Here is a 19292-nt window from a genome sequence, read left to right as displayed (position 1 = left end):
CGCCTCTCAGTAGGCCGGGAGGCGGCTCTGGCCGCCTCCCGGCCCTCTCCCTCCCGACGAGCGATGCGGATGAGCGATGCAGGTGATGTTGAAAGAGTGCGCCTGGGAGTCTCTCGGTGACGAACTGGTGGTGGTCCACGACCCGCGCGAGGCGTACACGCTGGCCGATCCGGACGGCCGGATCGCGGCGCTCCTCGACGAGCTGGCCCGCGGACCGGCCACGGCGGAGGAACTGAGCGCGGCGCTGAGCGCGCGGGGCGTACCCGTCACGGAGGACGACGTCCGCGACGGTCTCGCCGGGCTCGACTCCCTCGGCCTGGTCGAGGACGCCGCCGGACGCCTGCTGGGCGACCCGGACGCCGACGAGCGGCACTTCTCCAACCTGACGTTCTTCGGGGTCTTCGCCCGCCTCGGCAGGCCGCGGGCGGAGTTCGTCCGGCGGCTGCGCGACTCCCACGTCCTCGTGCTCGGCGCGGGCGGCGGCGGCTCGTCCCTCGTGCAGTGCCTGGCCGGGCTCGGCGTCGGCGCGCTGACACTGGTGGACCGCGACGACATCGCCCCGCGCAACTTCGCCCGCCAGTTCCTCTACCGGCACGCCGACATCGGCCGCTCGAAGGTGGACCGCGCCGCCGAATGGGTGCGCGAGTACGACCCGGGCATCGAGGTCCGCGCCGTGGACCGGTGGATCTCCGGCCCGGACGACCTCAAGGACCTCACCGAGGACGCCCACCTGATCGCCGGCGGCCTCGACGGCGACCCGGACGCGAACCTGTGGGTCAACGAGGCGGCGCTGCGCGCGGGCGTCCCCTGGGTCGCCGGCGGGATGACCCGCACCCAGCTCATCTACTTCTCCGTCGACCCGGGCGTGAGCGCCTGCCTGCGCTGCGACGAGTCCGACCTCCCCGATCCGCGGGAGCGCACGACCGCGGCGGTCGCCCAGCGGCTCACCCGCGGGCTGCGGCTCGCCAACGGCCTCACCGGGCCGATGGCGATGCAGGTCGGGTCGCTGGTCGCCTACGAGGCCATGCGCTACCTGACCGGCGTCGAGCAGCCGCGCGCGGCCGGGTCCCGGGTCGTCATCGACCTGCTCGACGGGCTCGTCCCGGTGTGGCAGCCGTTCCCCCGCGACCCCGGCTGCCCGGCGTGCGCGCTGGCCCGGCGGTGAGCCGATGAGCGGCACGGTCCGGCTGCGCCCGCTCAGCGTGGTCGAGGAGGGCGACGAGGTCCTGGTCGGCGATCCCGCCACCGGCACCTTCGTGTCCATGCCCGCCGTGGGCGGAGTGGTGATCTCGGCGCTGCTGCGCGGCGCGACCGAGGAGGAGGCCGCGGGCGAGGCCGAGGCGTTCGCCGGTGAGCCCGTGGACATGCCGTCGTTCGTGGCGACCCTCGCCGAGCTGGGATTCGTCGACGACCGGCCCGACGCGGAACGCCGGGTCGTGCGCACCGCGCCCATCCAGATGCGGCGCTGGATGGCGGGGGTGAGCCGGCGCGCGGCCCGCCCCTTCTTCGGACCGGTGGCCTGGATCTGCTACGCCGTCCTCGCACTGTTCTGCCTGGTCGTCTTCGCCGTCTCGCCGTCCCTGTTCCCGGACCCGGCCCAGGACGCGTTCCTGCTCGACGACATCGGGCTGAGCGCGCTGCTGCTCATGCCGTTCGTCCTGGTCTCGACGTTTCTGCACGAGTGCGGGCACTGGCTCGCCGCCCGGGCGGTCGGCGTCGAGTCCCGGTTCGGGGTGGACCGGCGGATGATGCTGCTCGTCCTGGAGACCGATCTCTCCCAGCTCTGGACGGTGCCGCGCCGTCGCCGCTACGGGCCGCTGCTCGGCGGGATGGCGGTGGACGTGGTCCTGCTCAGCCTGCTGCTGGGCGCCCGTCTGCTGATCCGGCAGGGAGTGTGGTCGCCGGACCCCGTGGTGGACGCGACGCTCTCGACGTGGGTGTTCGTGAAGCTGGCGGGCCTGCTGTGGCAGTGCATGGTCTTCCTGCGCACCGACCTGTACGGGGTGCTGGTCAACGCGCTCGGCTGCCGCGACCTGTGGCGGGTCAAGACGCTGCTGCTGCGGCGCGCGTTCGGCGGGCTCACCCCGGCGCAGACGGCGGAGCTGGACTCGGCCGCGCCCGCCGACGTGCGGGCCGGGCGGTGGTTCCGGTGGGTGTGGCTGGCCGGGTTCGCCGTGGTGCTGGCCTGGTTCGTCTTCTTCGTGGCCCCCGTCGCGGTGGCCGTGCTGGCGTGGGCGGCCGAGGGGCTGCTGCTCGGACCGCTCAGCTCGCGGTTCTGGTACGCGCTGCTGTGCGCGGTCCTGCTGCTCGGCCCGTACCTCCTGGCCGTCTCCCTGGCCGTCCGGGAGTACGTCCGGCGGTAGCCTCCTCGCCGTGCGCCCGGACGGACGGCTCACCCGCCACCGGCCGGTCGTCCTCACCGTCGGCCGGCGCCGGTGACGTGGAGCCGGGAGACCGATCGCTCGTCTCGGATCCGATATCGCCGTCTTCTGGGAGGACAGCGGGCCGATGTGGAAGGATCTTGTCCCATGGCACCGCCTCCATCCGCCGCCCCGAGCGCGCTCCGGACCTGATGGCGGGCAGGCGCGCCGCGCGGGCCGGCCGGTCGATCGACGTCACCCGCCTTCCCGAGGACGTCCGGGCGCTCATCGACGCCCTCGAACCCGGGCAGGAGCTGGCCGTCACCCGGGACGGCGAATCGATCGCGGTGATCTCCAGCACCGTTCGCGTGCTCCACGGCGCCATCATCGACGCCGCCGTCGCGGAGGAGGCAGACGAGGCTCCTCCGGCCGACTACGACGGCGTGACGGTCGTCGCCACGGCGATGAAGCTGTCGGCGTCGGCCCGGGTGTCGCTGTCCGAAAAGCTCGGCCCGGACTACGTCGTGCTCGACATGCACGCCGCTCCCAGGACGGCCGACGTACTGCTGACACCGCCGATCAGCCCTCAGCTGATCGGGAGCCTCCGATCGATGTTCCCGGAAGCCCGGCTCGTCATCACCGAGATCGACGACGACGAGCTCGGGGTCAGCTACCACGGCCCGGTACGGCGCATGCTGGACGCCGGCGCGGAGGCGTACCTGCCGCCGGCGACCATCCCCCACCTGGCGACGCAGCTCGACCACACCATCACCCGGCTGCGCCAGATCACCGGCGGCGCAACCGGCGCGCCGGAGATCGAGCCCGCCGCGGCGGCGCCGGGTGACGACGGGGACGGCATTCCGGCGGCGCGGCAGATATCCGGTGGATCCGCGTGACGTGTCGCAGGTGACCCGCGCGTTCGGCGGCCTGTGACGCAGGCCGGACGTATCGCCGGCCTGCTCGCCGTGGTCGGGTCGCCGATTCGCAACGGTCATATTCGCTATATTTAGATTATGGTAAATCTAACCTCCGTGCTTTCCCTCCGTGGCTGTGACCTGCGGTACGCCGACAGCGGCGGTGACGGCGTGCCACTGGTGTTCACCCACGGGGCCGGAGCCGACCACGTGATGTTCGACGCCCAGCGGGAGTACCTGCTGGAGCGCGGACATCGCGTCGTCACCTGGGACCTGCGGGGCCACGGCCTCTCCCGCCCGGCCGGAGCACGGTTCACCGCGGAGGAGGCGGTCGCCGACCTGTGCGCGCTGATCGAGCACCTGGGAGTGGACCGGCCGGTGCTCGTGGGACAGTCCCTCGGCGGCAACGTCAGCCAGGCCGTCGTCCGGCGGCACCCCGGTCTCGCCCGGGCCCTGATCGTCATCGGCGCGACACCGAACACGGCGCCGTTGTCCCGGAGGGAACGCCTGCTGCTGCGGGCGGCCGCGCCGACGCTGTCGATGATCCCGGCGAAGGTTCTCCCGCGGATGATGGCCGAAGCCTCCGCGATCACCCCGGACGCGCGAGCGGATGCCCGGCGGGCCTTCGGTCGGTTGCCGAAGAAGGAGTTCGTCCAGGTGTGGCGGGCGACCGTCGAACTCCTCACCCCGGACCCGGGCTATCGCACGCCGGTGCCCCTGTGCCTGATCCGTGGCGAGCGGGACCGCACCGGCAACATCGCCGCGGCCATGCCCCGGTGGGCCGAGGCCGAGGGCGTCGAGGAGATCGTCATCCCCGGCGCGGGCCACATCGCCAACCAGGACGACCCATGCGCGGTCAACGCGGCGATCGACGCGTTCCTGCGTACGGTCCCGGCTGCGAAGCAGGCGCGGCGATGAGCGCGGCCGGGCGCCGGGCGTTCATCACCTCGGTGGGTGACCTGCTGGCCTCCTGGAACCTGCCGCACGCGACCGGGCGCGCCTACGGGCTGCTGCTCCTCAGCGAGGAGCCGATCTCCCTCGACACGATCGCCGCCGAGCTCGAGCTGAGCAAGGGGGCGGTGAGCACCGCGGTGCGGCAGCTGGATTCCTGGGGACTGGCCAGGGTGATCCCGCAGCCCGGCAGCCGGCGGCTCCTGGTCGAGGCCACGGGAGGGATCGAGTCGCTGCTGGAGGCCAGCCAGGCACGGGCCAGGACCCTGATCGCCGCCCTGCGCGAGGGCGAGGCCCTGGTGCGGGGCGGCCCGGCACGGGAGCGGCTTCATGATGTGATCGACCTTTTCGCCGGCTATGTCGACGTCGGAGGTCGGATCCTCGCCGGACACCGCCACCGGCGGACAGGGTCCGCCGGGACCTGACGTGATCCTTCGGAACGGTTCCGCGCCGGAGGTACCGCCGCGTCCGGTCCGGGCGTTCATTTCGCCGTTCATCTTCGACTATGGTTCATCGGCACCGCACATCACGTTCGATGAACGGAAGGCGGCCGTCACGGCACTCATCGGCCTGCTCTGGGGCGGCGCCGATGAGCGGAGGACCCGGCGGCGGAGCCGTGGGCCGGAGTGGCGGTAGCGAGGCCGCGGAAGGCGCGGGGTTCGGTGGAGCGGCATGAGATCGAGACGTTCCTGGCCCTGGCCGAAGAGCTCAACTTCACGCGCACGGCCGAACGTCTGCTCGTCTCGCCGGGCCGGGTCAGCCAGACGATCAAGAAACTGGAACGCCGCATCGGCGGCCCGTTGTTCGAACGCAGCAGCCGTCACGTGGCCCTCACCCCGGTCGGCCGACGACTCCACGCCGAACTGCTCCCCGCGTATCGACAGGTTCAGCAGGCCGTCGCCAACGCGTCAGCAGCCTACCGGGGCCTCGGCGGTGTGCTGCGCGCCGGCTTCTCCGCCCTATGGTGCGGCGACCTCATCGTGCGGGCGGCGGAGGTGCTCCAGGCGCGCCATCCCCAGTGCACCGTCGAGATCCATCGAATGACGTTCGCCGCCGCCTTCACAGGGTTGCGGGGCGACGAACTCGACATACTGGTCAAAGAACTTCCGGTCGACGGACCCGACGTCATCGCCGGGCCTGTTCTCTTCTCCGAACGCCGCTCCCTCGTGGTGCCCGCCTCCCACCGGCTCGCGGCCCGGGAGACGGTCTCGCTGGAGGATCTCGCCCTCCTGCCGCTGATCACGCCCGTCGGTGCGTCCCAGGACTTCCTCGATGCCCACTATCCACGTCGTACACCGGGCGGCCGATCCGTCCCCCAAGGCCCGGCCGCCTTCGGCTGGGAGGAGATGCTGTCGCTGGTCGGGGCGGGCAAAGGGGGCACTCCGGTCGGTGCGATGGCGGCTGACTACCACGCCCGGCCGGACATCGCCTACCTCTCGTTCGACGACGCACCGCCTGTCGACTATGCGCCGATGTGGCTGAAAGGCCATGAATCCGCAAGGCTCCAAACCTTCGTGGAAATCCTCCTTGAGCTCGCCCCCACCCGGTGAGACGGACTTCCGGTCAGACGGCGTGCGGAACAAGCCGGCCCCGCCGTGACACCGCCCGGCTCACGCCTTCGCATCCCGGCGCCCATTCCGCGGCAGCGTCAGCGTCGTGCCCGCCGTCAGTGCGAGCCCGGCCGCCGCGAGCAGCATGCCCCACCGCATGCCCGCCAGGAAGGTGTCCGCGCTCGCCAGCAGTGCCCCGAAGACGGCCACCGCGATGGCTCCGCCGGCCTGGCGGCCGGTGTTGAGCACGGCGGAGGCGGTGCCCGCCCGGTCCGCGGGCACCGCGTCGAGCAGCATCGCCGTCAGCGCCGGCACCGTCAGCGCCCCGCCGAGGCCGACCGGCACCATCAGCGCCGCGACCACCCACACATGGGTGTGCGCGCCGACGGTGAGCAGAGTCAGCAGCCCGGCCGTCCCGACCAACTGTCCCGCCACCATCGGCGCGCGCGGGCCGAACCGTCCCGCCAGCCTCGCCGAGGCGAGGTTCACCACGGCGACCAGTGCCGTCATCGGGATGAACATCAGGCCCGCGTGCAGCGCCGACTGGCCGCGCTCCTGCTGCAGGTACAGGCTGAAGACGAACACCCCGCCGTAGTAGGAGGCGTTGAGCATGAAGCCCACCACCAATGACACCGCCACCACCCGCGAGCGGAACAGCGGCAGCGGCAGCATCGGGTGCGCGCCCCGAGCCTGCACGGTGAGGAAGGCGACCGCCGCGACCACGGCCACCAGCAGCGACACCACCACGAGCGGCCGGCCGAAGCCCCCGTCGCCGCCCTCGATCACACCGTAGGTCAGCGCGCCCATCGCGGCCACCGCCGTCACCTGACCGGCCATGTCCAGCCGTGCGGGCAGCCGCGGGGAGGCCGGCACGCGGGTGAGCAGGGCGAGCGCCAGCAGACCCGCGGGGAGATTGACGAAGAAGATCCACCGCCAGCCGGCCGAGGCGGTGAGCGCCCCGCCGAGCACCGGCCCGGTCGCGACCGCGACCGCGCCGCCCACGGTCCAGACGGCGATCGCCCGCGCCCGTTTCGCCTGGTCGGGGAAGCCCTGCCGGACCAGGGCCAGTGATGCCGGCATCATGACCGCCGCCGCGGCCCCCTGCACCAGCCGGGCGACCACCAGCACGCTGAGGTCGGGTGCGAGCCCGCACGCGGCCGAGGCCAGCGCGAAGAGCACCAGTCCGCCGCCGTAGGCGTTCCGGGCCCCGATGCGGTCGGACAGGGCTCCCGCGGAGAGCATCAGGGCGGCGAACACCAGCGTGTATCCGTCCACCATCCACTGCAGGCCGGACATGCCGCCGCCGAGGCTGCGGCCGATGTCGGGCAGTGCGACGGTGACGATCAACGCGTCCAGCGAGATGAGGAAGAAGCCCAGCAGGGCGGCGCCGAGCACCACGGGGGATCCGCCGCGGGCCGCCTGTGGTGCGGCGGCCGCGGCACCGGAGGCCGGAGAGGGCCTGAGCCGGGATTTCATGACACTCCTGAGACGTTCTTGAGGGCGTGCGACCGAAGGGGCGGCCGCTGACAGCCCGGCTGGTGGCCGGAGCGGCCTGGCGCGGTGAAGCGAGGGGACGCCGGGCGGCGCGGACCGCGCCGCCCGGCCCAGCGGTATGTGCGGTCAGCTTGCCGCCTGTGCGGGCAGATCCTTGTTGCCGTCGCCCCAGGTCGCCGTCATCACCACCGTGGTGATCAGCCATCGGCCGCCGACGCGGGCCAGTTCCCAGCGGTAGTCGCCGCCGAGCGTCCACAGCGGCGACCCATGGGCGGTGGCGAGGCGGTGCGTGGCCTGGAAGGACGCGGTGCACACGGCGTGGTCCCCGTCGACGCGGACCAGGTGGTTGGCGATCAGGTGCTGGGTGGCGTCGTAGCCGCCGAGTGTCGCCGACCAGGCGTCGACGATCTCCTGAGGAGTGAGCCGGACCGGTTCGCCGCCGCCCAGGCTGGTGTAGTCGAGGAGCACCTTGTCGGCGAACAGGTCGCGCAGGAGCTCCCATTCACGCCGGTCGGCGTGCACGGCCATCCGGGTGCAGGTTTCGGCGATCTCGATCCTGGTCTCGGCCGAGGACGGCGCGGTGGTCGGAAGGGAATCGGTCATGGCGAGGTGGTCTCCTGCCGGGGCGATGAAGAGGGATCGCGGCTGCGGGGTGTTCACAGCGTGCGGGCGAAATGCTCGGCCGCCGCGTCCGCGGCGAAGCCGACCTGGGACGGCTGGTCGTAGAAGTCGAACTGGGTGCCGTCGGTCCACAGGAAGTGCCGGGGCCCGGTGAGGCCGTCGTGGAAGCGTCGGGCGCCGTCCGGGATCGCGGCGTCCTCGCTGTGCACGAGCAGCACGGGCGCGGTCACCTTCGGCGCGATCGCGATGGCGTCGAAGTCCAGCCACCCGGTCCAGGCCATGACGGCGAACCGGTTGGGCCACCGCGGGATCCCGCCGCGCCGGGGGTTGAGGTAGAAGTCGATGTCGAAGGGCATGGCCGCGTCCGGGTCGCTGCCGCTGACCACCGGGACGTAGGCGACCTCTCCGGTCTCCTCGTACCTGCGCCGTGCCTCGGCGGCCGCCGCCTTCTTCGCCTCGACGCCCTCCGGACCGCCGTAGTTGTCCTCGCGGATACGGCGGTCGTGCAGCCACGGCGCCACCAGGGCGAGCGACCCCACCCGTGGGTCCTGGGCGGCCAAGGCGCTCACGTACATCGCGCCGGCGCACACGCCCAGCGCGCCGATCTGTGCCTGGCTCACCGCTGGATGCCCGGTCAGGAAGTCGGCCGCCGCCCGGAGGTCGTGGACCTTCGCCTCCGGCGACTCGACGTCGCGCGGCTCACCGCCCGACTCGCCGTACCCGGTGAAGTCGAACGACAGGGCCGCGAAGCCACGCCGGGCCAGTTCCTCGGCGTACCGGTCGGCCATCTGTTCCTTGACGCTGGTCCAGGTTCCGGCGACCACGACACCCGGAGCCTGAGCGGTGTCGTCGGGGCCGGCGTTGTCGGGGAGGAAGAGGTGCCCGGCGAGCTTCGCCGCATCACCGGCGAAGCCGACGTGTTCACGCAGGGGCATGTCGGGACTCCTTCGGAGCAGGAAGGGGATATGGCATGTCGGCGATCGGCCGCCGCGCGACGGGCGACTGAGCAGGCCGTCGCCTGAGCACGCCGCGTTGATGGACGGGCGGGATCGCCCGATCGCCGCTCACGACACGTTGGCAGCCGGCGCTCCGGCCCGGCAACACCCAATGCCTCAAGGCACGTTTAGCGCGGCTAACAGCCTGCGGCCGGGCGCGGGCGGTGGGAAGCGGCGCCTTCGGCGTCCTGGGGGCGCAGGCCGGCGAAGAGATCGTCCTCGGGCAGGACCACCTCGACGTGCGAGCGCGCCAGGTGGTAGTCCTCGGTGGGCCAGGCCTCCCGCTCGACGTCCCGGTCGTGCAGCATGAACCCGCCGTCCGGGTCGATCTGGGTGGCGTGCGCGAGCAGCGCCCGGTCCCTGACCTCGAAGTACTCCGCGCAGGGCACGCGCGTGGTGAACTCCGGCCCGGGAGCGTCGTCGGGGAACTCGGCCAGTACGGCGTGCATGGCCGAATCCAGGCCGCGCGCGGTGAGCGCGTCGTGCATCGTCCGGAACCACGCCTTCGACAGGGCGCCGTGGTAGTACAGCTTGGCCGGCCTCCAGGGCTCGCCGGCCCCGGGGAAACGGCCGGGGTCGCCGGCCGCCTCGAAGGCGGCCACCGTCACCCGGTGGGTTCCGACGTGGTCGGGATGCGGGTAGCCGCCGGTCTCGTCGTAGGTCACGACGACGTGCGGGCGGAACTCGCGGATCAGCGCCACGAGCCGGCCCGCCGCCTCCTCCAGCGGAGTGACGGCGAAGCAGTCCTCGGGTAGCGGCTCACCCGCGGCGGGGAGCCCGGAGTCGGTGAATCCCAGGAAACGCTGCCGCACGCCGAGGATCTTCCGGGCGGCGGCCATCTCCGCCCGCCGGATCCGGGCGAGGTCCTCCCGCACGCCCGGCCGGTCCATCGCGGGGTTGAGCACGTCGCCGCGCTCTCCTCCGGTGCAGGTGACCACCAGGACGTCCGCGCCCTCGGTGGCGTATTTGGCCAGTGTGGCGGCGCCCTTGCTCGACTCGTCGTCGGGATGGGCGTGCACGCTCATCAGGCGCAGCGGTTCTCCCGGGGTGATGCGCAGGTTCATGCGGGTTCCTCTCGTTCGGGGTGCGGCCAAATTTATGCCGAGCCTAAATTTGTGTCAATCACATATTTGTGTCGGCCCATGAGAGGATGGGCGCCATGACCGCAGGACTCCGCGAGCTGAAGAAACAGCAGACCCGTCAGTCGATCTCCGACACCGCGACCCGGCTGTTCATCGAGCACGGCTTCGAGAAGGTGACCATCGCCGAGATCGCGGCCGCGGCCCAGGTGGCCAAGATGACCGTCACCAACTACTTCCCGCGCAAGGAAGACCTCGCCCTCGACACCCACGAGACCTTCATCGCGAGCCTGGCCCGCACCGTCGCCGCCCGGGCCGAGGGCGAGTCGGCGCTGGCCGCCCTGCGCCGGGAGTTCATGGCCGCCGTCGAGCGGCACGACGCCGTGACCGGTTTCTCCGGCCCGGACTTCGCCCGGATGATCGCCGACAGCCCCACCCTCACCGCCCGGCTTCGCGAGCTGCACGAACTGCGCGAGGACGCCCTCGCCCGGGTGCTCGCCGCCGACACCGAAGCCGCCCCCGGCGACCTCACGCCCCGGGCCGCGGCCGCCCTGCTCACCACCGCCCACCGCACCCTGTTCCAGCAGGTCATGGACCTGTCCCTGGCGGGCAGGGACAACCGGGAGATCGCGGCCGTCGTGGCCGGCGCCGCCCACCGGGTCTTCGACCTGCTGGAACCGTCCCTGGCCGGCTACGCGGTGCGCCCCCGGCCGTCATGACGACCGGATGCGCCCCTCCGGCTCACCGTCATCGGCGCGGCACCTCACCGGCACGCCCCGGAACGGCCGCCACGCGGTCACCGCGGTGTGGCGACGCCACCCGGGCCAGGCGCGCCCGGTCACTCCTTGATCGATATCGTGTTCGGCGCTGGACCACTCCGGCCTTCCGCTCGTCAGGTTCCGGCCTCGACGATGTGGAGATCGTCCTCTTCGACGAAAGAGAATCCTCGGCATGGCCGTCATCCACCGCACCTCCCTCAAGCCGACCAAGCTGGAACTGCTCACCTCCTGGCTCCCCTCCCGGCCGTGGTACTCCGGCGGCGCGGGCGCACCACAGCTGACCAAGGCCGGCGGCTTCCGGCTGGACGACCCCCAAGGTGAGGTCGGCATCGAGTTCATGGTGGTCACCGACTCCTCCGGCGCTCACCCGGCCGGCTACCTGGTGCCGCTCACCTATCGCGGCGCCCCGCTCGACGGAGCCGAGCACGCCCTCATCGGCACCACGGAGCACGGGGTGCTGGGACGGCGCTGGGTCTACGACGGCTGCCACGATCCGGTGCTGGTCGCCCAGCTGCTGGCCCTGATCGAGGGCCGGGTCCAGGCCCAGGACCAGAGCGTCAGCGACACCCCCGACAGGGAGGTCACCCGCTCCTTCAGCGGTGACGGCCTCGCCTCCGCGGGCTTCCCCGCCACTGCGATCGACGATCACGAGGGCACCGAGCTGCCGGCCCCGGATGGTACGGCCCTGCGTCTGCACCGGGTCCTGCGTCCGGCCCCGGACAACGCGCCGCTCCCGCCGGACGCGACGGGGCATGTCGCCGGCTCCTGGCGGACGCCGGACGGCACCGGCGCGGGGGGCCTGTTCGTCGTCGTGCGCACCGGTCCTCGCGGCTGAGAGGCGCCGCCTCCCCCGAACTCCGGCGGGGCCCGGCCGGGCTCACCGCGTGGCGGTCCGGTGCCACATCGCGGCGTAGTGGCCGCCCGCGGCGATCAGCTCCTCGTGGGTGCCGGTCTCGGCCAGGCGGCCGCCGGCCAGTACGGCGACGCGGTCGGCGGCGCGGGCGTCGGTGAGATGGTGGGTGACCATGACCGTGGTGTGCGCGGCGGCGGCCCGGCCGATCGCCGCCGTGGCCCGCGGGTCGGCGTGGGCGCCCGCCTCGTCCAGCAGCAGCAGGCCGGGACGGACCAGCAGGGCCCGGGCCAGGCAGATGAGCTGCCGCTGCCCGACGGGCACCGAGCCGGCCCCTTCGGTGACCACGTGGTCGTAGCCGCCGGGCAGCGCGGCGATCATCTCGTGGGCGCCCGCGGCGCGGGCCGCCGCGCGGACCTCCTCGTCGGTCGCGCCGGGCCTGCCGTAGGCGATGTTGTCGCGGACGCTGCGGGCGAACAGGAACGGCTCCTGTGGCACGTACCCCAGCCGGGCGCCGCGGCCGTCCGGGACGCCCGGCCCCGTCCCGCCGCCGAGGCGCAGCCGGCCCGCCGTCGGGTCGTGGAAGCGGGCGATGAGCTTGACCAGGGTGGACTTGCCGGCTCCGGAGGGCCCGACGACCGCCAGGGTCTCCCCCGGGCGGACGGCCAGGTCGATGCCGGTCAGCACGTCGCGGGCGGCGCCCGGGTAGCGGAAGCCGACCCCGGCCAGCTCCAGGCCCCCGTGCGGAGGACGCGGCGGCTCGCCGTCCCCGGCGGGCGCGGCGGTCGGCGGCTCGGCGAGCAGCCCGTCGATCCGGTCCAGTGAGACGCGGGCCTGCTGCCAGGCGTCGAAGAACCCGAACGCCTGCTGCAGCGGGGTGAAGATCAGGGCCAGGTACAGCACGGAGGCCACCAGCTCACCGGGGGCCAGCTCGCCGGAGGCGACCAGGGACGCGCCGATGACCAGCAGCAGCGCCGTACCGGCCTCGGCCAGCAGTTCCAGCAGCGGGAAGAAGGTGGCGATCAGGCGCTGGGTGGCCAGCCTGGCCCGGGCGTAGCCGTCCGCGGCGCGGCTGAACTCGGCCTGCCTGCGATCCTGCTGGCCGAACGCCTGGGACTCGCGGGTGCCCGCCAGGCTCTGCTCCAGGTGGGCGGTGACCTCGGCGGTGTGCTCGCGGGCCCGCCGGTAGTTCGCGACGGAGCGGCGGCCGCACAGCGCGACGAGCGCCAGCAGCGGGACGAGTACGGCCAGCACCACCGCGGCGAGCAGGAGGTCGACGGCCGCCAGCACGGCCAGCGCCGTGACCGCGGTGAGGACCGCCACCACCGTTGTGGCCAGACCGGAGGAGATGACCTCCGACAGCGTGTCCACGTCGGTCACGACGGTGGTGAGGAGGTCGGCGCCGCGGCGGCGCTCGTGGGCCTCGACGGGAAGCCGCTGCACGTGCGCCCAGACCCGCAGCCGCAGGGCGTGGACGATCCGCTGGCCGACCGTGCCGGAGACCACCAGGGCGGCCCAGGTGATCAGGTACCCGGCCGCGGCCACGGCCAGGAACCGGCCGGAGGCGGTCAGCAGCGCCCCCGCGGAGCCGCTGACCATGCCCTCGTCGACGCCGCTGCCGGTGAGGTACGGCCCGGCCGCGCCGGTGAGGGCGCCCAGCGCCACCAGGGCGAGGACGGCCGCCGGTCCGCGCCGGTCTCCGCGGAGGAGTTCACGCGCCGACAGCCGCGCCGGCCGCCCGGCCGCCCGTCCGGGGACGTCCGGTCGCCCGGTGCCGTCCCCCGGGAGCCGGGCGGCGGGCGGCTCGTCTCCGGGCCCCTCCCCCGGTTCCGCCGACGCGGCGGGCGGGAGCCGTCCCGGGAGGTCCTCGACGGCACGGCGGGGCGCCGGCACGGCCGGGACCGGCTCGGCCGGAGGCGGTTCGGCCGGGACCTGCTCGGCGGGAGCCGACTCGGCCGGAACGGGTTCGGCCGAGTCGGGCTCGGCCGGGGCGGGCTCGGCCAGCGCCTCGCGGTAGTGCTCCGACCTGGCCCACAGCTCCTCATGAGCGCCCTCGTCGGCCACCCTGCCGTCCCTGAGCAGCACGACCCGGCCGGCCAGGGCGAGCGTCGCCGGGCGGCGGGTGATGAGCAGCGTGGTGCGGCCCCGGACGGCCCGCCGCAGCGTGCCGGCCATCCGCCGCTCCAGCGCGGGATCGACCGCACTGGTGACGTCGTCCAGCACCAGCACGCGCGGCCGGGTCAGCAGGGCCCGGGCCAGCGCGACCCGCTGGCGCTGGCCGCCGGACAGGGCGGAGCCGCGCTCGCCGACGGCGGTGCCGTACCCGGCGGGCAGTCCGGCGACGAACTCGTGCAGCCCGGCCGCGACGGCCGCGGCCTCGATCTCGTCGTCACCCGCGTCCGGCCGGCCGTAGGCGATGTTCTCCCTGATCGTCCCGGTGAACAGGAAGGGGTCCTCGAAGGCCATGCCGATCTGCGCGCGCAGCGACTCCAGGGTCACCCGGCCGACGTCCGCGCCGTCCAGCAGGACGCGGCCGTCCCGCACGTCGTGGAAGCGGGCCGCCAGCAGGCCCACGGTGGACCTGCCGCTGCCGGGGGCGCCGACCAGGGCGACGGTCTCCCCCGGCCGCAGGCGCAGGCTGAACCCGTCGAGGACGGGCGGCCGGCCCGGGTGGCCGAACACCACCCGGTCGAAGACCAGCTCGCCGGGGCCGGGCGGCAGCGGGCGGGCGTCCGGCCGGTCGGCGACGGTGGGCAGCGCGTCGAGCACCTCGAAGACGCGGACGGCGGAGGCGCGGGCGCGGTGGGCCAGCACGACCATTCCGGCGATCATGTTCGCCGGGTTGACCAGGAGCGCGAGATAGCTGGTGAAGGCCAGGTAGGCGCCGACGGTGATCTGGTGGCGCAGCACGAGCCACCCGCCGGCCGGCAGCATCAGCGCCTGGCCGAACACCGGGATCGCGGTCAGCAGCGCCTGGCTGCGGCCCTGGACCCGTACCGCGCGCACCCGGGCCCGCAGCAGCTCCGCGGAGCTCACGGTGATCCGCGCCAGCTCGCGGTCCTCCTGGCCGAACGCCCTGACCACCCGGATGCCGCCCAGCGCCTGGTCCACGGCGTGGGTCAGCTCGCCCTGGCGGTGCTGCGCCTCGGCGGTGGCGGGTGTGAGTCTCCGGCGGGTCCTGACGGTCACCAGCGCCATGGCGGGTACGGCCGAGGCGGCGCACAGCGCCAGCGGCCAGGAGATGGACGCCATCATCGCGAACCCGAAGACGGTGAACAGCACCGCGCCGGACAGCTGCGGCACCATCCCCAGGACCCGGACCAGCGCCCCGGTGTCGGAGGTCACCCGGGAGACGATCTGGCCGACGGTCAGCTCGTGCCGGGCCCGCGGGTCCAGCCGCTGGGCGCGGTCGTGGACGGCGGCGCGCAGCCGGTACTGCACCCGGGTGATGACCTCGGCCTGCAGCGCCAGGCACAGCCGCCGGGCGGCGAACGCCCCGGCGGACAGCAGCAGGAAGACGGCGAGCCAGGGCAGCAGCGGGGTACGGCGGGCCAGCACCGCCTCGTCCAGGATGCGCTGCTGCACCACGGGGACCGCGGCGGCGAGCAGCGCGCTGAACCCGGCCGCGGCGAACGCCGGTGCCAGGCGGCGGCGCTGGTCGCGCAGGTGGGGCCACAGCCGCCGCACCCAGCCCGCCCCGCCGTCCCCGTCCGATCTGACGGCCCCGTCGGCCCCGCCGTCCCCGCCGGATCCCGCCGCGCCGGTGGCGACGGGCGGGGCGGCGACGGGCGGAACGGCCGCCACGTCGCCGGGCAGGGAGGTCATGCGCCGGGCCAGGCCGGCGACACGGCGGCGGGGCCAGTGGGCACGAGGGTCACGGCGGGCACGGCGGGCACGGCCGTCTGGCTCTCCCGCGCGTCCCGCTCCGCCGTACCCGCGGGTGCGGCGTCGCCGGCGGCGGCCGGGACCACGGCCTCGGAGGCCCCGGTCGCTCCGGTCGCCCCGGTCGTCCCGGCGGGCTCGGCGGCGGCCCTGGCGTGCAGCGCCGTCAGCAGCGGCGCGCTGAGCGGCCGGGTCACCAGGATCAGGATCACCAGCCCGCCCAGGGTCGGCACCTGCCCGGCCACCACCGCCACGGCCAGCGGCACGTTGTAGACGATCACGACGCGCAGCACCGCGCTGGTCAGGAAGCCGACCCCCCAGAGCAGGTTGATCAGCCGCAGCCGGCGGGCGAAGGCCGCGTCGTTCTCCCAGCAGTCCTCCCAGCCGGCCGTCAGCCGCTCGTCGCCCTTGGTGACGAAGGGCGTCACGACGTCGTTCAGCACGGTCCGGCCGAAGAACGTGGTGAGGATCCCGTAGGCCCCGCCGAGGGCGGGGATGACGGCGCTCTTGGCCAGCAGCAGCCGGGGGTCGCCGGTGACGAACACCAGCAGCAGGGTCGCGGCGAGGATCAGCAGCATCATCGCCGGGAAGGCGCTGAGGCGCCGCTCGCGCACGCTGCGGTAGAGCGTGCGCCCCCCGGCGACGACGGCGCCGGCCGTCAGCGCGACGACGGGGCTCAGGCCGAACAGGAAGTGCAGCAGGAAGAAGCCGACCGCCGGAGCGGCCATGTCGAGCAGCAGCGGCAGGGTGGCCCGCAGGCGCGGGTTGTGGACCAGGGACATGGCGGATCGCCTTTCACCGTGGGGGAATCGGCTGGGAGCCCTCCGCCGCGGGGCGGCCGTTCCCGGCGTCCCCGGTCTCTCCGGTCTCTCCGGGAGCGCCGGAACCGGCCGGGTTCGTCTGCCGCTGGACGCCGTCGACGATGCGGCGCAGGGCGGGCACCTGCAGCCGGAACGACAGCAGGACCAGCGCGAGCAGCACGATTCCCGGCAGCTGGGAGAGCAGGAAGGACTGTTCGATCTCGGCGGCGGAGTAGTGGTAGACCACGACCACCCGCAGGATCGACTCCGCCAGCAGGAACACCGCGAAGGTGGCGGTCATCAGGCGCTGGCGGGCGCGGAAGGACGGCGAGACCGTCCAGGCGGCCCGGTAGGCGGCGGTGCGCACCGGGTCGCCGCGGGTGGCCAGCGGCTGCGCGGCGACGTAGGTCGCGGGCCGGCCGACGAAGCAGGTCAGGAGGAGGAACACCGCGGCCAGGGCGGTGTAGAACGACGGCTTGATCGCGACGATCCGGGGATCGTCGGTGACGAACAGCAGGGCGACCGACAGCGCGATCTCCAGCAGGACCAGCACGCCGAACATGTCGAGCTTGCGACGGCGGACGGTGTGCACCGTGACCGACACGCCGGTGGCCAGGCCCGCCAGCGTCAGGGCCCAGAAGTCGCCCACCCCGAACCGCTTGAGCAGCAGGTAGAGCACGATCGGTACCACGACGTCGGTGAGCAGGGGCAGAAGCAGGCGGAACCTGTCGGTGAACGCGTTGGTCATGCGTGGGCGCCTTCCGTGGAGGGGGTACGGGTGCCGAAAAGAGTCTCCGCGCCCCACAGCGAACTGCTGATCGCCTCGTAGGCGTAGTCGCGCATCTGGGCTTCGTAGTGGTTGATCGCCGAGATCAGGCCGCGCCGTCCGGCGTCGGCGTCGGCCAGCGCCGCGGCCAGCAGCGCCGCGTCGCGCAGGGCGGCGTTGGCGCCCAGCCCGCCGACGGGTGTCATGGCGTGGATGCAGTCGCCCAGGACGGTGACGTTGTCCGACGGCCACGCGGGGGTGGGGATCATGGTCTGGATCGCCAGGGCCACCGTCGTCTCCGGGCGGGACTCGGCGATGATGCGGCGCAGCAGCGGGTGCCACGCGCGGGTCGCCTCGGCGGCCAGGCCGTACAGCTCGGCCGGCGCGGCGGCGCGCAGGGCCCCGGGCGGGAGCGGTTGCGTCTCGGCCGAGGCCAGGAGGGTCCACTGCAGGTAGGCGGGCACCGGCTGCAGGGCGGTGCCCGGGGCGGTCTGCGCCAGCGCGTCGGCGGTGGGCATCTGCGGCTGGAAGGCGCCCAGCACCATGGTCCAGCCCTCCGGCGACAGCACCGGGCGGGCGCCGCCCAGCAGCTCGGGCGGGATCCACGTGAGGGCCTCGTCGTCCAGGGGCAGGTGGCCGTAGACGCCGCTCAGGTCCAGGTCCAGCACCTCGGCCTGGGGCAGCCGGCGGCGTCGGACCGCCGAGCCGACGCCGTCGGCGGCGACCAGCACGTCGCCGGTCGCGCTGCCGCCGTCGGCCAGCAGCACCCGCACCTGGTCGCCGACGTGCTCGTAGTCGACGACCGGCTGGCCGAACCGTACGGCGTCGCCCAGTCCGGTGAACAGGATCTCGCGCAGGGTGCGGCGGTCGACGACCATGGCGGCCGCCGCGGGGTCGAGCGGCAGGTCCGGCGGCCGGGCCGTGACGACCTCGTTGAGCAGGTGGTCGTAGACGGCGCCGCGCGGGGTGTAGAGCCTTCCGGCGGTGGCCTGGGCGAGGTCGTAGAGGCCGGCGGGTAAGCAGGAGACCAGGGCGCCGCGACCGGACCGGTCGACGCGTAACCGGAATCCCCGCTGCCAGGGACCCAGGTCGTGCTCGCTTTCGAACACCTCGACGCTGACGCCGCGCTTGCGCAGCCCCTGTGCCAGGCACAGGCCGCCGATGCCGCCACCGGCGATGATCACTCGCAGGCCCACTGCATTCTCCAGGTAGTAGTCGGTTCGTCGGCTCCGCCGGTCAGACGCAGGCGGCCAGCCGCCGTGCGACGCCGGGGAACAGACCGAGTGCGTTGTCGCGGTCGATGAGGGCGCGGCTCGGCTCCGGCAGGTCCCAGCGGCCGGAGTCGAGATTGCGCACGCACTCGGTGACCGCGGCGCGCGGGGCCGCGCACCAGTCGGTGCCGAAGAGGATCCGGTCGGCCGAGACGGTCTCCAGCAGGCTCGGCAGGGCCGACGGGCCGGTCAGCGCCAGGTCGTAGTGGAAGCGCCGCAGCCCGGCGGTGATCCGCTCGGGGTCGGCGCCGAAGAACGGCGGGCCGAGCAGCTCCACCCGGGAGGCCGCGTACGGCAGGAAGCCGCCGCCGTGCGACAGGATGAAGGAGATGTCCGGGTAGCGGTCCAGCGCCCCGGACAGGATGAGGTTCAGCGCGCCGCGGGTGGTGTCGAGCAGGAAGTCGGCCAGCACGGACGGCACCGGGACGGGTCCCGCGCCGGGCAGCGGCATGGGGTGGACCAGCACGACGGCGCGGCGGCGGTTCAGCTCGGCGAACAGCGGGTCGTACGGCGCGTCGCCCAGGTAGGCGTCCCCGGCGTGCGGGACCAGCACCACGCCGTCGGCGTGCAGCTCGTCGTAGACGTACTCCAGCTCGGCCAGGGCGGCGTCCACGTACGGCATGGGCAGCGCGGCCAGCAGGCCGAACCGGGCGGGATGGTCGGCGACCAGTTCGGCGGTCGACTCGTTGGAGGCGCGGTTGAGTGCGGTGGCGGCGTCCCGGCCGGGTGAGAAGTCGGGGATGGCGTTGGACAGCAGCGCGAACTCGGTGGAGGTCTCCTCCATCACCTCCAGCGTCTCCGCGAGCGACCAGGGGATGACGTGCGGGGCGCCGGCCCGGCGCATCAGCTCGGCCTTCTTGGGCGGGATGGCGTGGTGGTGGACGTCGATCCGGCGGGGATCGGGCATCGGGGGGCTCCTTGCCGGGGTCGCTCGGTCACGGATCGTCGGATGCGGGTCACACGGCCGCCCCGGCCGGGTC

General features: G+C 73.8%; 17 protein-coding genes. 8 read left to right on the top strand and 9 right to left on the bottom strand.

The features are described 5' to 3' along the window. The first annotated feature begins 76 nt into the window (after positions 1 to 76). The 6 genes from IEZ10_RS28340 (at position 77) to IEZ10_RS28315 (ending at position 5775) form a co-directional block, all read left to right on the top strand. Positions 77 to 1165, top strand: a complete 1089-nt coding sequence (locus tag IEZ10_RS28340) for a HesA/MoeB/ThiF family protein (RefSeq protein ID WP_189249584.1) — start codon at positions 77 to 79, stop codon at positions 1163 to 1165. Positions 1166 to 1169: 4 nt separating this feature from the next. Next, entirely contained in the window at positions 1170 to 2363 is a 1194-nt protein-coding gene (locus tag IEZ10_RS28335) for a hypothetical protein (protein ID WP_189249583.1), read from the top strand. Between the two features lie 158 nt (positions 2364 to 2521). Then, the gene (locus IEZ10_RS28330) at positions 2522 to 3256 is read left to right on the top strand and encodes a hypothetical protein (protein ID WP_229811729.1); all 735 of its coding nucleotides are present in this window, start codon (positions 2522 to 2524) and stop codon (positions 3254 to 3256) included. Positions 3257 to 3391: 135 nt separating this feature from the next. Continuing rightward, a complete protein-coding gene (locus IEZ10_RS28325) occupies positions 3392 to 4192 on the top strand; it encodes an alpha/beta fold hydrolase (RefSeq protein ID WP_229811728.1) in 801 nt (266 codons plus the stop codon). Then, positions 4189 to 4650 carry a GbsR/MarR family transcriptional regulator gene (locus tag IEZ10_RS28320; protein WP_189249581.1) on the top strand — a complete coding sequence of 154 codons (462 nt, stop codon included), beginning with the start codon at positions 4189 to 4191 and terminating at the stop codon, positions 4648 to 4650. Before IEZ10_RS28325 ends, IEZ10_RS28320 begins: the two co-directional genes overlap by 4 nt. A 237-nt stretch (positions 4651 to 4887) precedes the next feature. Then, positions 4888 to 5775, top strand: coding sequence for a LysR family transcriptional regulator (locus IEZ10_RS28315; protein WP_189249580.1), 888 nt, complete (start codon positions 4888 to 4890; stop codon positions 5773 to 5775). Positions 5776 to 5835: 60 nt separating this feature from the next. Here IEZ10_RS28315 and IEZ10_RS28310 read toward each other — a convergent pair whose 3' ends face one another. From IEZ10_RS28310 to mca, 4 genes are all read right to left on the bottom strand, one after another. Beyond that, positions 5836 to 7251: an MFS transporter gene (locus IEZ10_RS28310; RefSeq protein WP_189249579.1), complete on the bottom strand. Its 1416-nt coding sequence runs from the start codon at positions 7249 to 7251 to the stop codon at positions 5836 to 5838. A 144-nt stretch (positions 7252 to 7395) separates the two neighbouring features. Continuing rightward, entirely contained in the window at positions 7396 to 7872 is a 477-nt protein-coding gene (locus IEZ10_RS28305) for a nuclear transport factor 2 family protein (RefSeq protein WP_189249578.1), read from the bottom strand. 53 nt (positions 7873 to 7925) lie between these two features. Further along, on the bottom strand, positions 7926 to 8825 hold the full coding sequence (locus IEZ10_RS28300; RefSeq protein WP_189249577.1) for an alpha/beta hydrolase: 900 nt from the start codon (positions 8823 to 8825) through the stop codon (positions 7926 to 7928). 197 nt (positions 8826 to 9022) lie between these two features. Further along, complete coding sequence (gene mca, locus IEZ10_RS28295) at positions 9023 to 9949, bottom strand: mycothiol conjugate amidase Mca (RefSeq protein WP_189249576.1); 927 nt, start codon at positions 9947 to 9949, stop codon at positions 9023 to 9025. Positions 9950 to 10044: 95 nt separating this feature from the next. Here mca and IEZ10_RS40085 point away from each other — a divergent pair, with 95 nt between their 5' ends. Both IEZ10_RS40085 and IEZ10_RS28285 read left to right on the top strand, forming a co-directional pair. Next, on the top strand, positions 10045 to 10683 hold the full coding sequence (locus tag IEZ10_RS40085) for a TetR/AcrR family transcriptional regulator (protein WP_189249575.1): 639 nt from the start codon (positions 10045 to 10047) through the stop codon (positions 10681 to 10683). A 232-nt stretch (positions 10684 to 10915) separates the two neighbouring features. Continuing rightward, the gene (locus IEZ10_RS28285) at positions 10916 to 11578 is read left to right on the top strand and encodes a maltokinase N-terminal cap-like domain-containing protein (protein ID WP_189249574.1); all 663 of its coding nucleotides are present in this window, start codon (positions 10916 to 10918) and stop codon (positions 11576 to 11578) included. 42 nt (positions 11579 to 11620) lie between these two features. On the opposite strand, the gene IEZ10_RS28280 is transcribed toward IEZ10_RS28285, so the two are convergent. From IEZ10_RS28280 to IEZ10_RS28260, 5 genes are read right to left on the bottom strand one after another with little or no spacing between them, the layout of a single operon-like run. Further along, complete coding sequence (locus tag IEZ10_RS28280) at positions 11621 to 15418, bottom strand: ABC transporter ATP-binding protein (protein ID WP_189249573.1); 3798 nt, start codon at positions 15416 to 15418, stop codon at positions 11621 to 11623. Next, positions 15415 to 16257: a VC0807 family protein gene (locus IEZ10_RS28275; RefSeq protein WP_189249572.1), complete on the bottom strand. Its 843-nt coding sequence runs from the start codon at positions 16255 to 16257 to the stop codon at positions 15415 to 15417. The genes IEZ10_RS28280 and IEZ10_RS28275 overlap by 4 nt, the downstream gene beginning before the upstream one ends. Positions 16258 to 16270: 13 nt before the next feature. Next, the gene (locus tag IEZ10_RS28270) at positions 16271 to 17023 is read right to left on the bottom strand and encodes a VC0807 family protein (RefSeq protein WP_189249571.1); all 753 of its coding nucleotides are present in this window, start codon (positions 17021 to 17023) and stop codon (positions 16271 to 16273) included. Beyond that, positions 17020 to 18237 carry an FAD-dependent monooxygenase gene (locus tag IEZ10_RS28265; RefSeq protein ID WP_229811727.1) on the bottom strand — a complete coding sequence of 406 codons (1218 nt, stop codon included), beginning with the start codon at positions 18235 to 18237 and terminating at the stop codon, positions 17020 to 17022. Before IEZ10_RS28265 ends, IEZ10_RS28270 begins: the two co-directional genes overlap by 4 nt. A gap of 40 nt (positions 18238 to 18277) precedes the next feature. After that, complete coding sequence (locus IEZ10_RS28260) at positions 18278 to 19219, bottom strand: amidohydrolase family protein (RefSeq protein ID WP_189249570.1); 942 nt, start codon at positions 19217 to 19219, stop codon at positions 18278 to 18280. Between the last annotated feature and the right edge of the window lie 73 nt (positions 19220 to 19292).

Origin of the sequence: Streptosporangium pseudovulgare, assembly GCF_014648055.1 — a bacterium.
Taxonomy (GTDB): Bacteria; Actinomycetota; Actinomycetes; order Streptosporangiales; family Streptosporangiaceae; genus Streptosporangium; species Streptosporangium pseudovulgare.
Note: the sequence above shows the minus strand (reverse complement) of the source record. Positions and strands in the feature narration are given on the sequence as shown.

Coding starts and splice junctions, on each gene's coding strand:
- IEZ10_RS28340 (WP_189249584.1), top strand. CDS start 77: ATGCAGGTGATGTTGAAAGAGTGCGCCTGGGAGTCTCTCGGTGACGAA.
- IEZ10_RS28335 (WP_189249583.1), top strand. CDS start 1,170: ATGAGCGGCACGGTCCGGCTGCGCCCGCTCAGCGTGGTCGAGGAGGGC.
- IEZ10_RS28320 (WP_189249581.1), top strand. CDS start 4,189: ATGAGCGCGGCCGGGCGCCGGGCGTTCATCACCTCGGTGGGTGACCTG.
- IEZ10_RS28310 (WP_189249579.1), bottom strand. CDS start 7,251: ATGAAATCCCGGCTCAGGCCCTCTCCGGCCTCCGGTGCCGCGGCCGCC.
- IEZ10_RS28305 (WP_189249578.1), bottom strand. CDS start 7,872: ATGACCGATTCCCTTCCGACCACCGCGCCGTCCTCGGCCGAGACCAGG.
- IEZ10_RS28300 (WP_189249577.1), bottom strand. CDS start 8,825: ATGCCCCTGCGTGAACACGTCGGCTTCGCCGGTGATGCGGCGAAGCTC.
- mca (WP_189249576.1), bottom strand. CDS start 9,949: ATGAACCTGCGCATCACCCCGGGAGAACCGCTGCGCCTGATGAGCGTG.
- IEZ10_RS40085 (WP_189249575.1), top strand. CDS start 10,045: ATGACCGCAGGACTCCGCGAGCTGAAGAAACAGCAGACCCGTCAGTCG.
- IEZ10_RS28285 (WP_189249574.1), top strand. CDS start 10,916: ATGGCCGTCATCCACCGCACCTCCCTCAAGCCGACCAAGCTGGAACTG.
- IEZ10_RS28280 (WP_189249573.1), bottom strand. CDS start 15,418: ATGACCTCCCTGCCCGGCGACGTGGCGGCCGTTCCGCCCGTCGCCGCC.
- IEZ10_RS28275 (WP_189249572.1), bottom strand. CDS start 16,257: ATGTCCCTGGTCCACAACCCGCGCCTGCGGGCCACCCTGCCGCTGCTG.
- IEZ10_RS28270 (WP_189249571.1), bottom strand. CDS start 17,023: ATGACCAACGCGTTCACCGACAGGTTCCGCCTGCTTCTGCCCCTGCTC.
- IEZ10_RS28260 (WP_189249570.1), bottom strand. CDS start 19,219: ATGCCCGATCCCCGCCGGATCGACGTCCACCACCACGCCATCCCGCCC.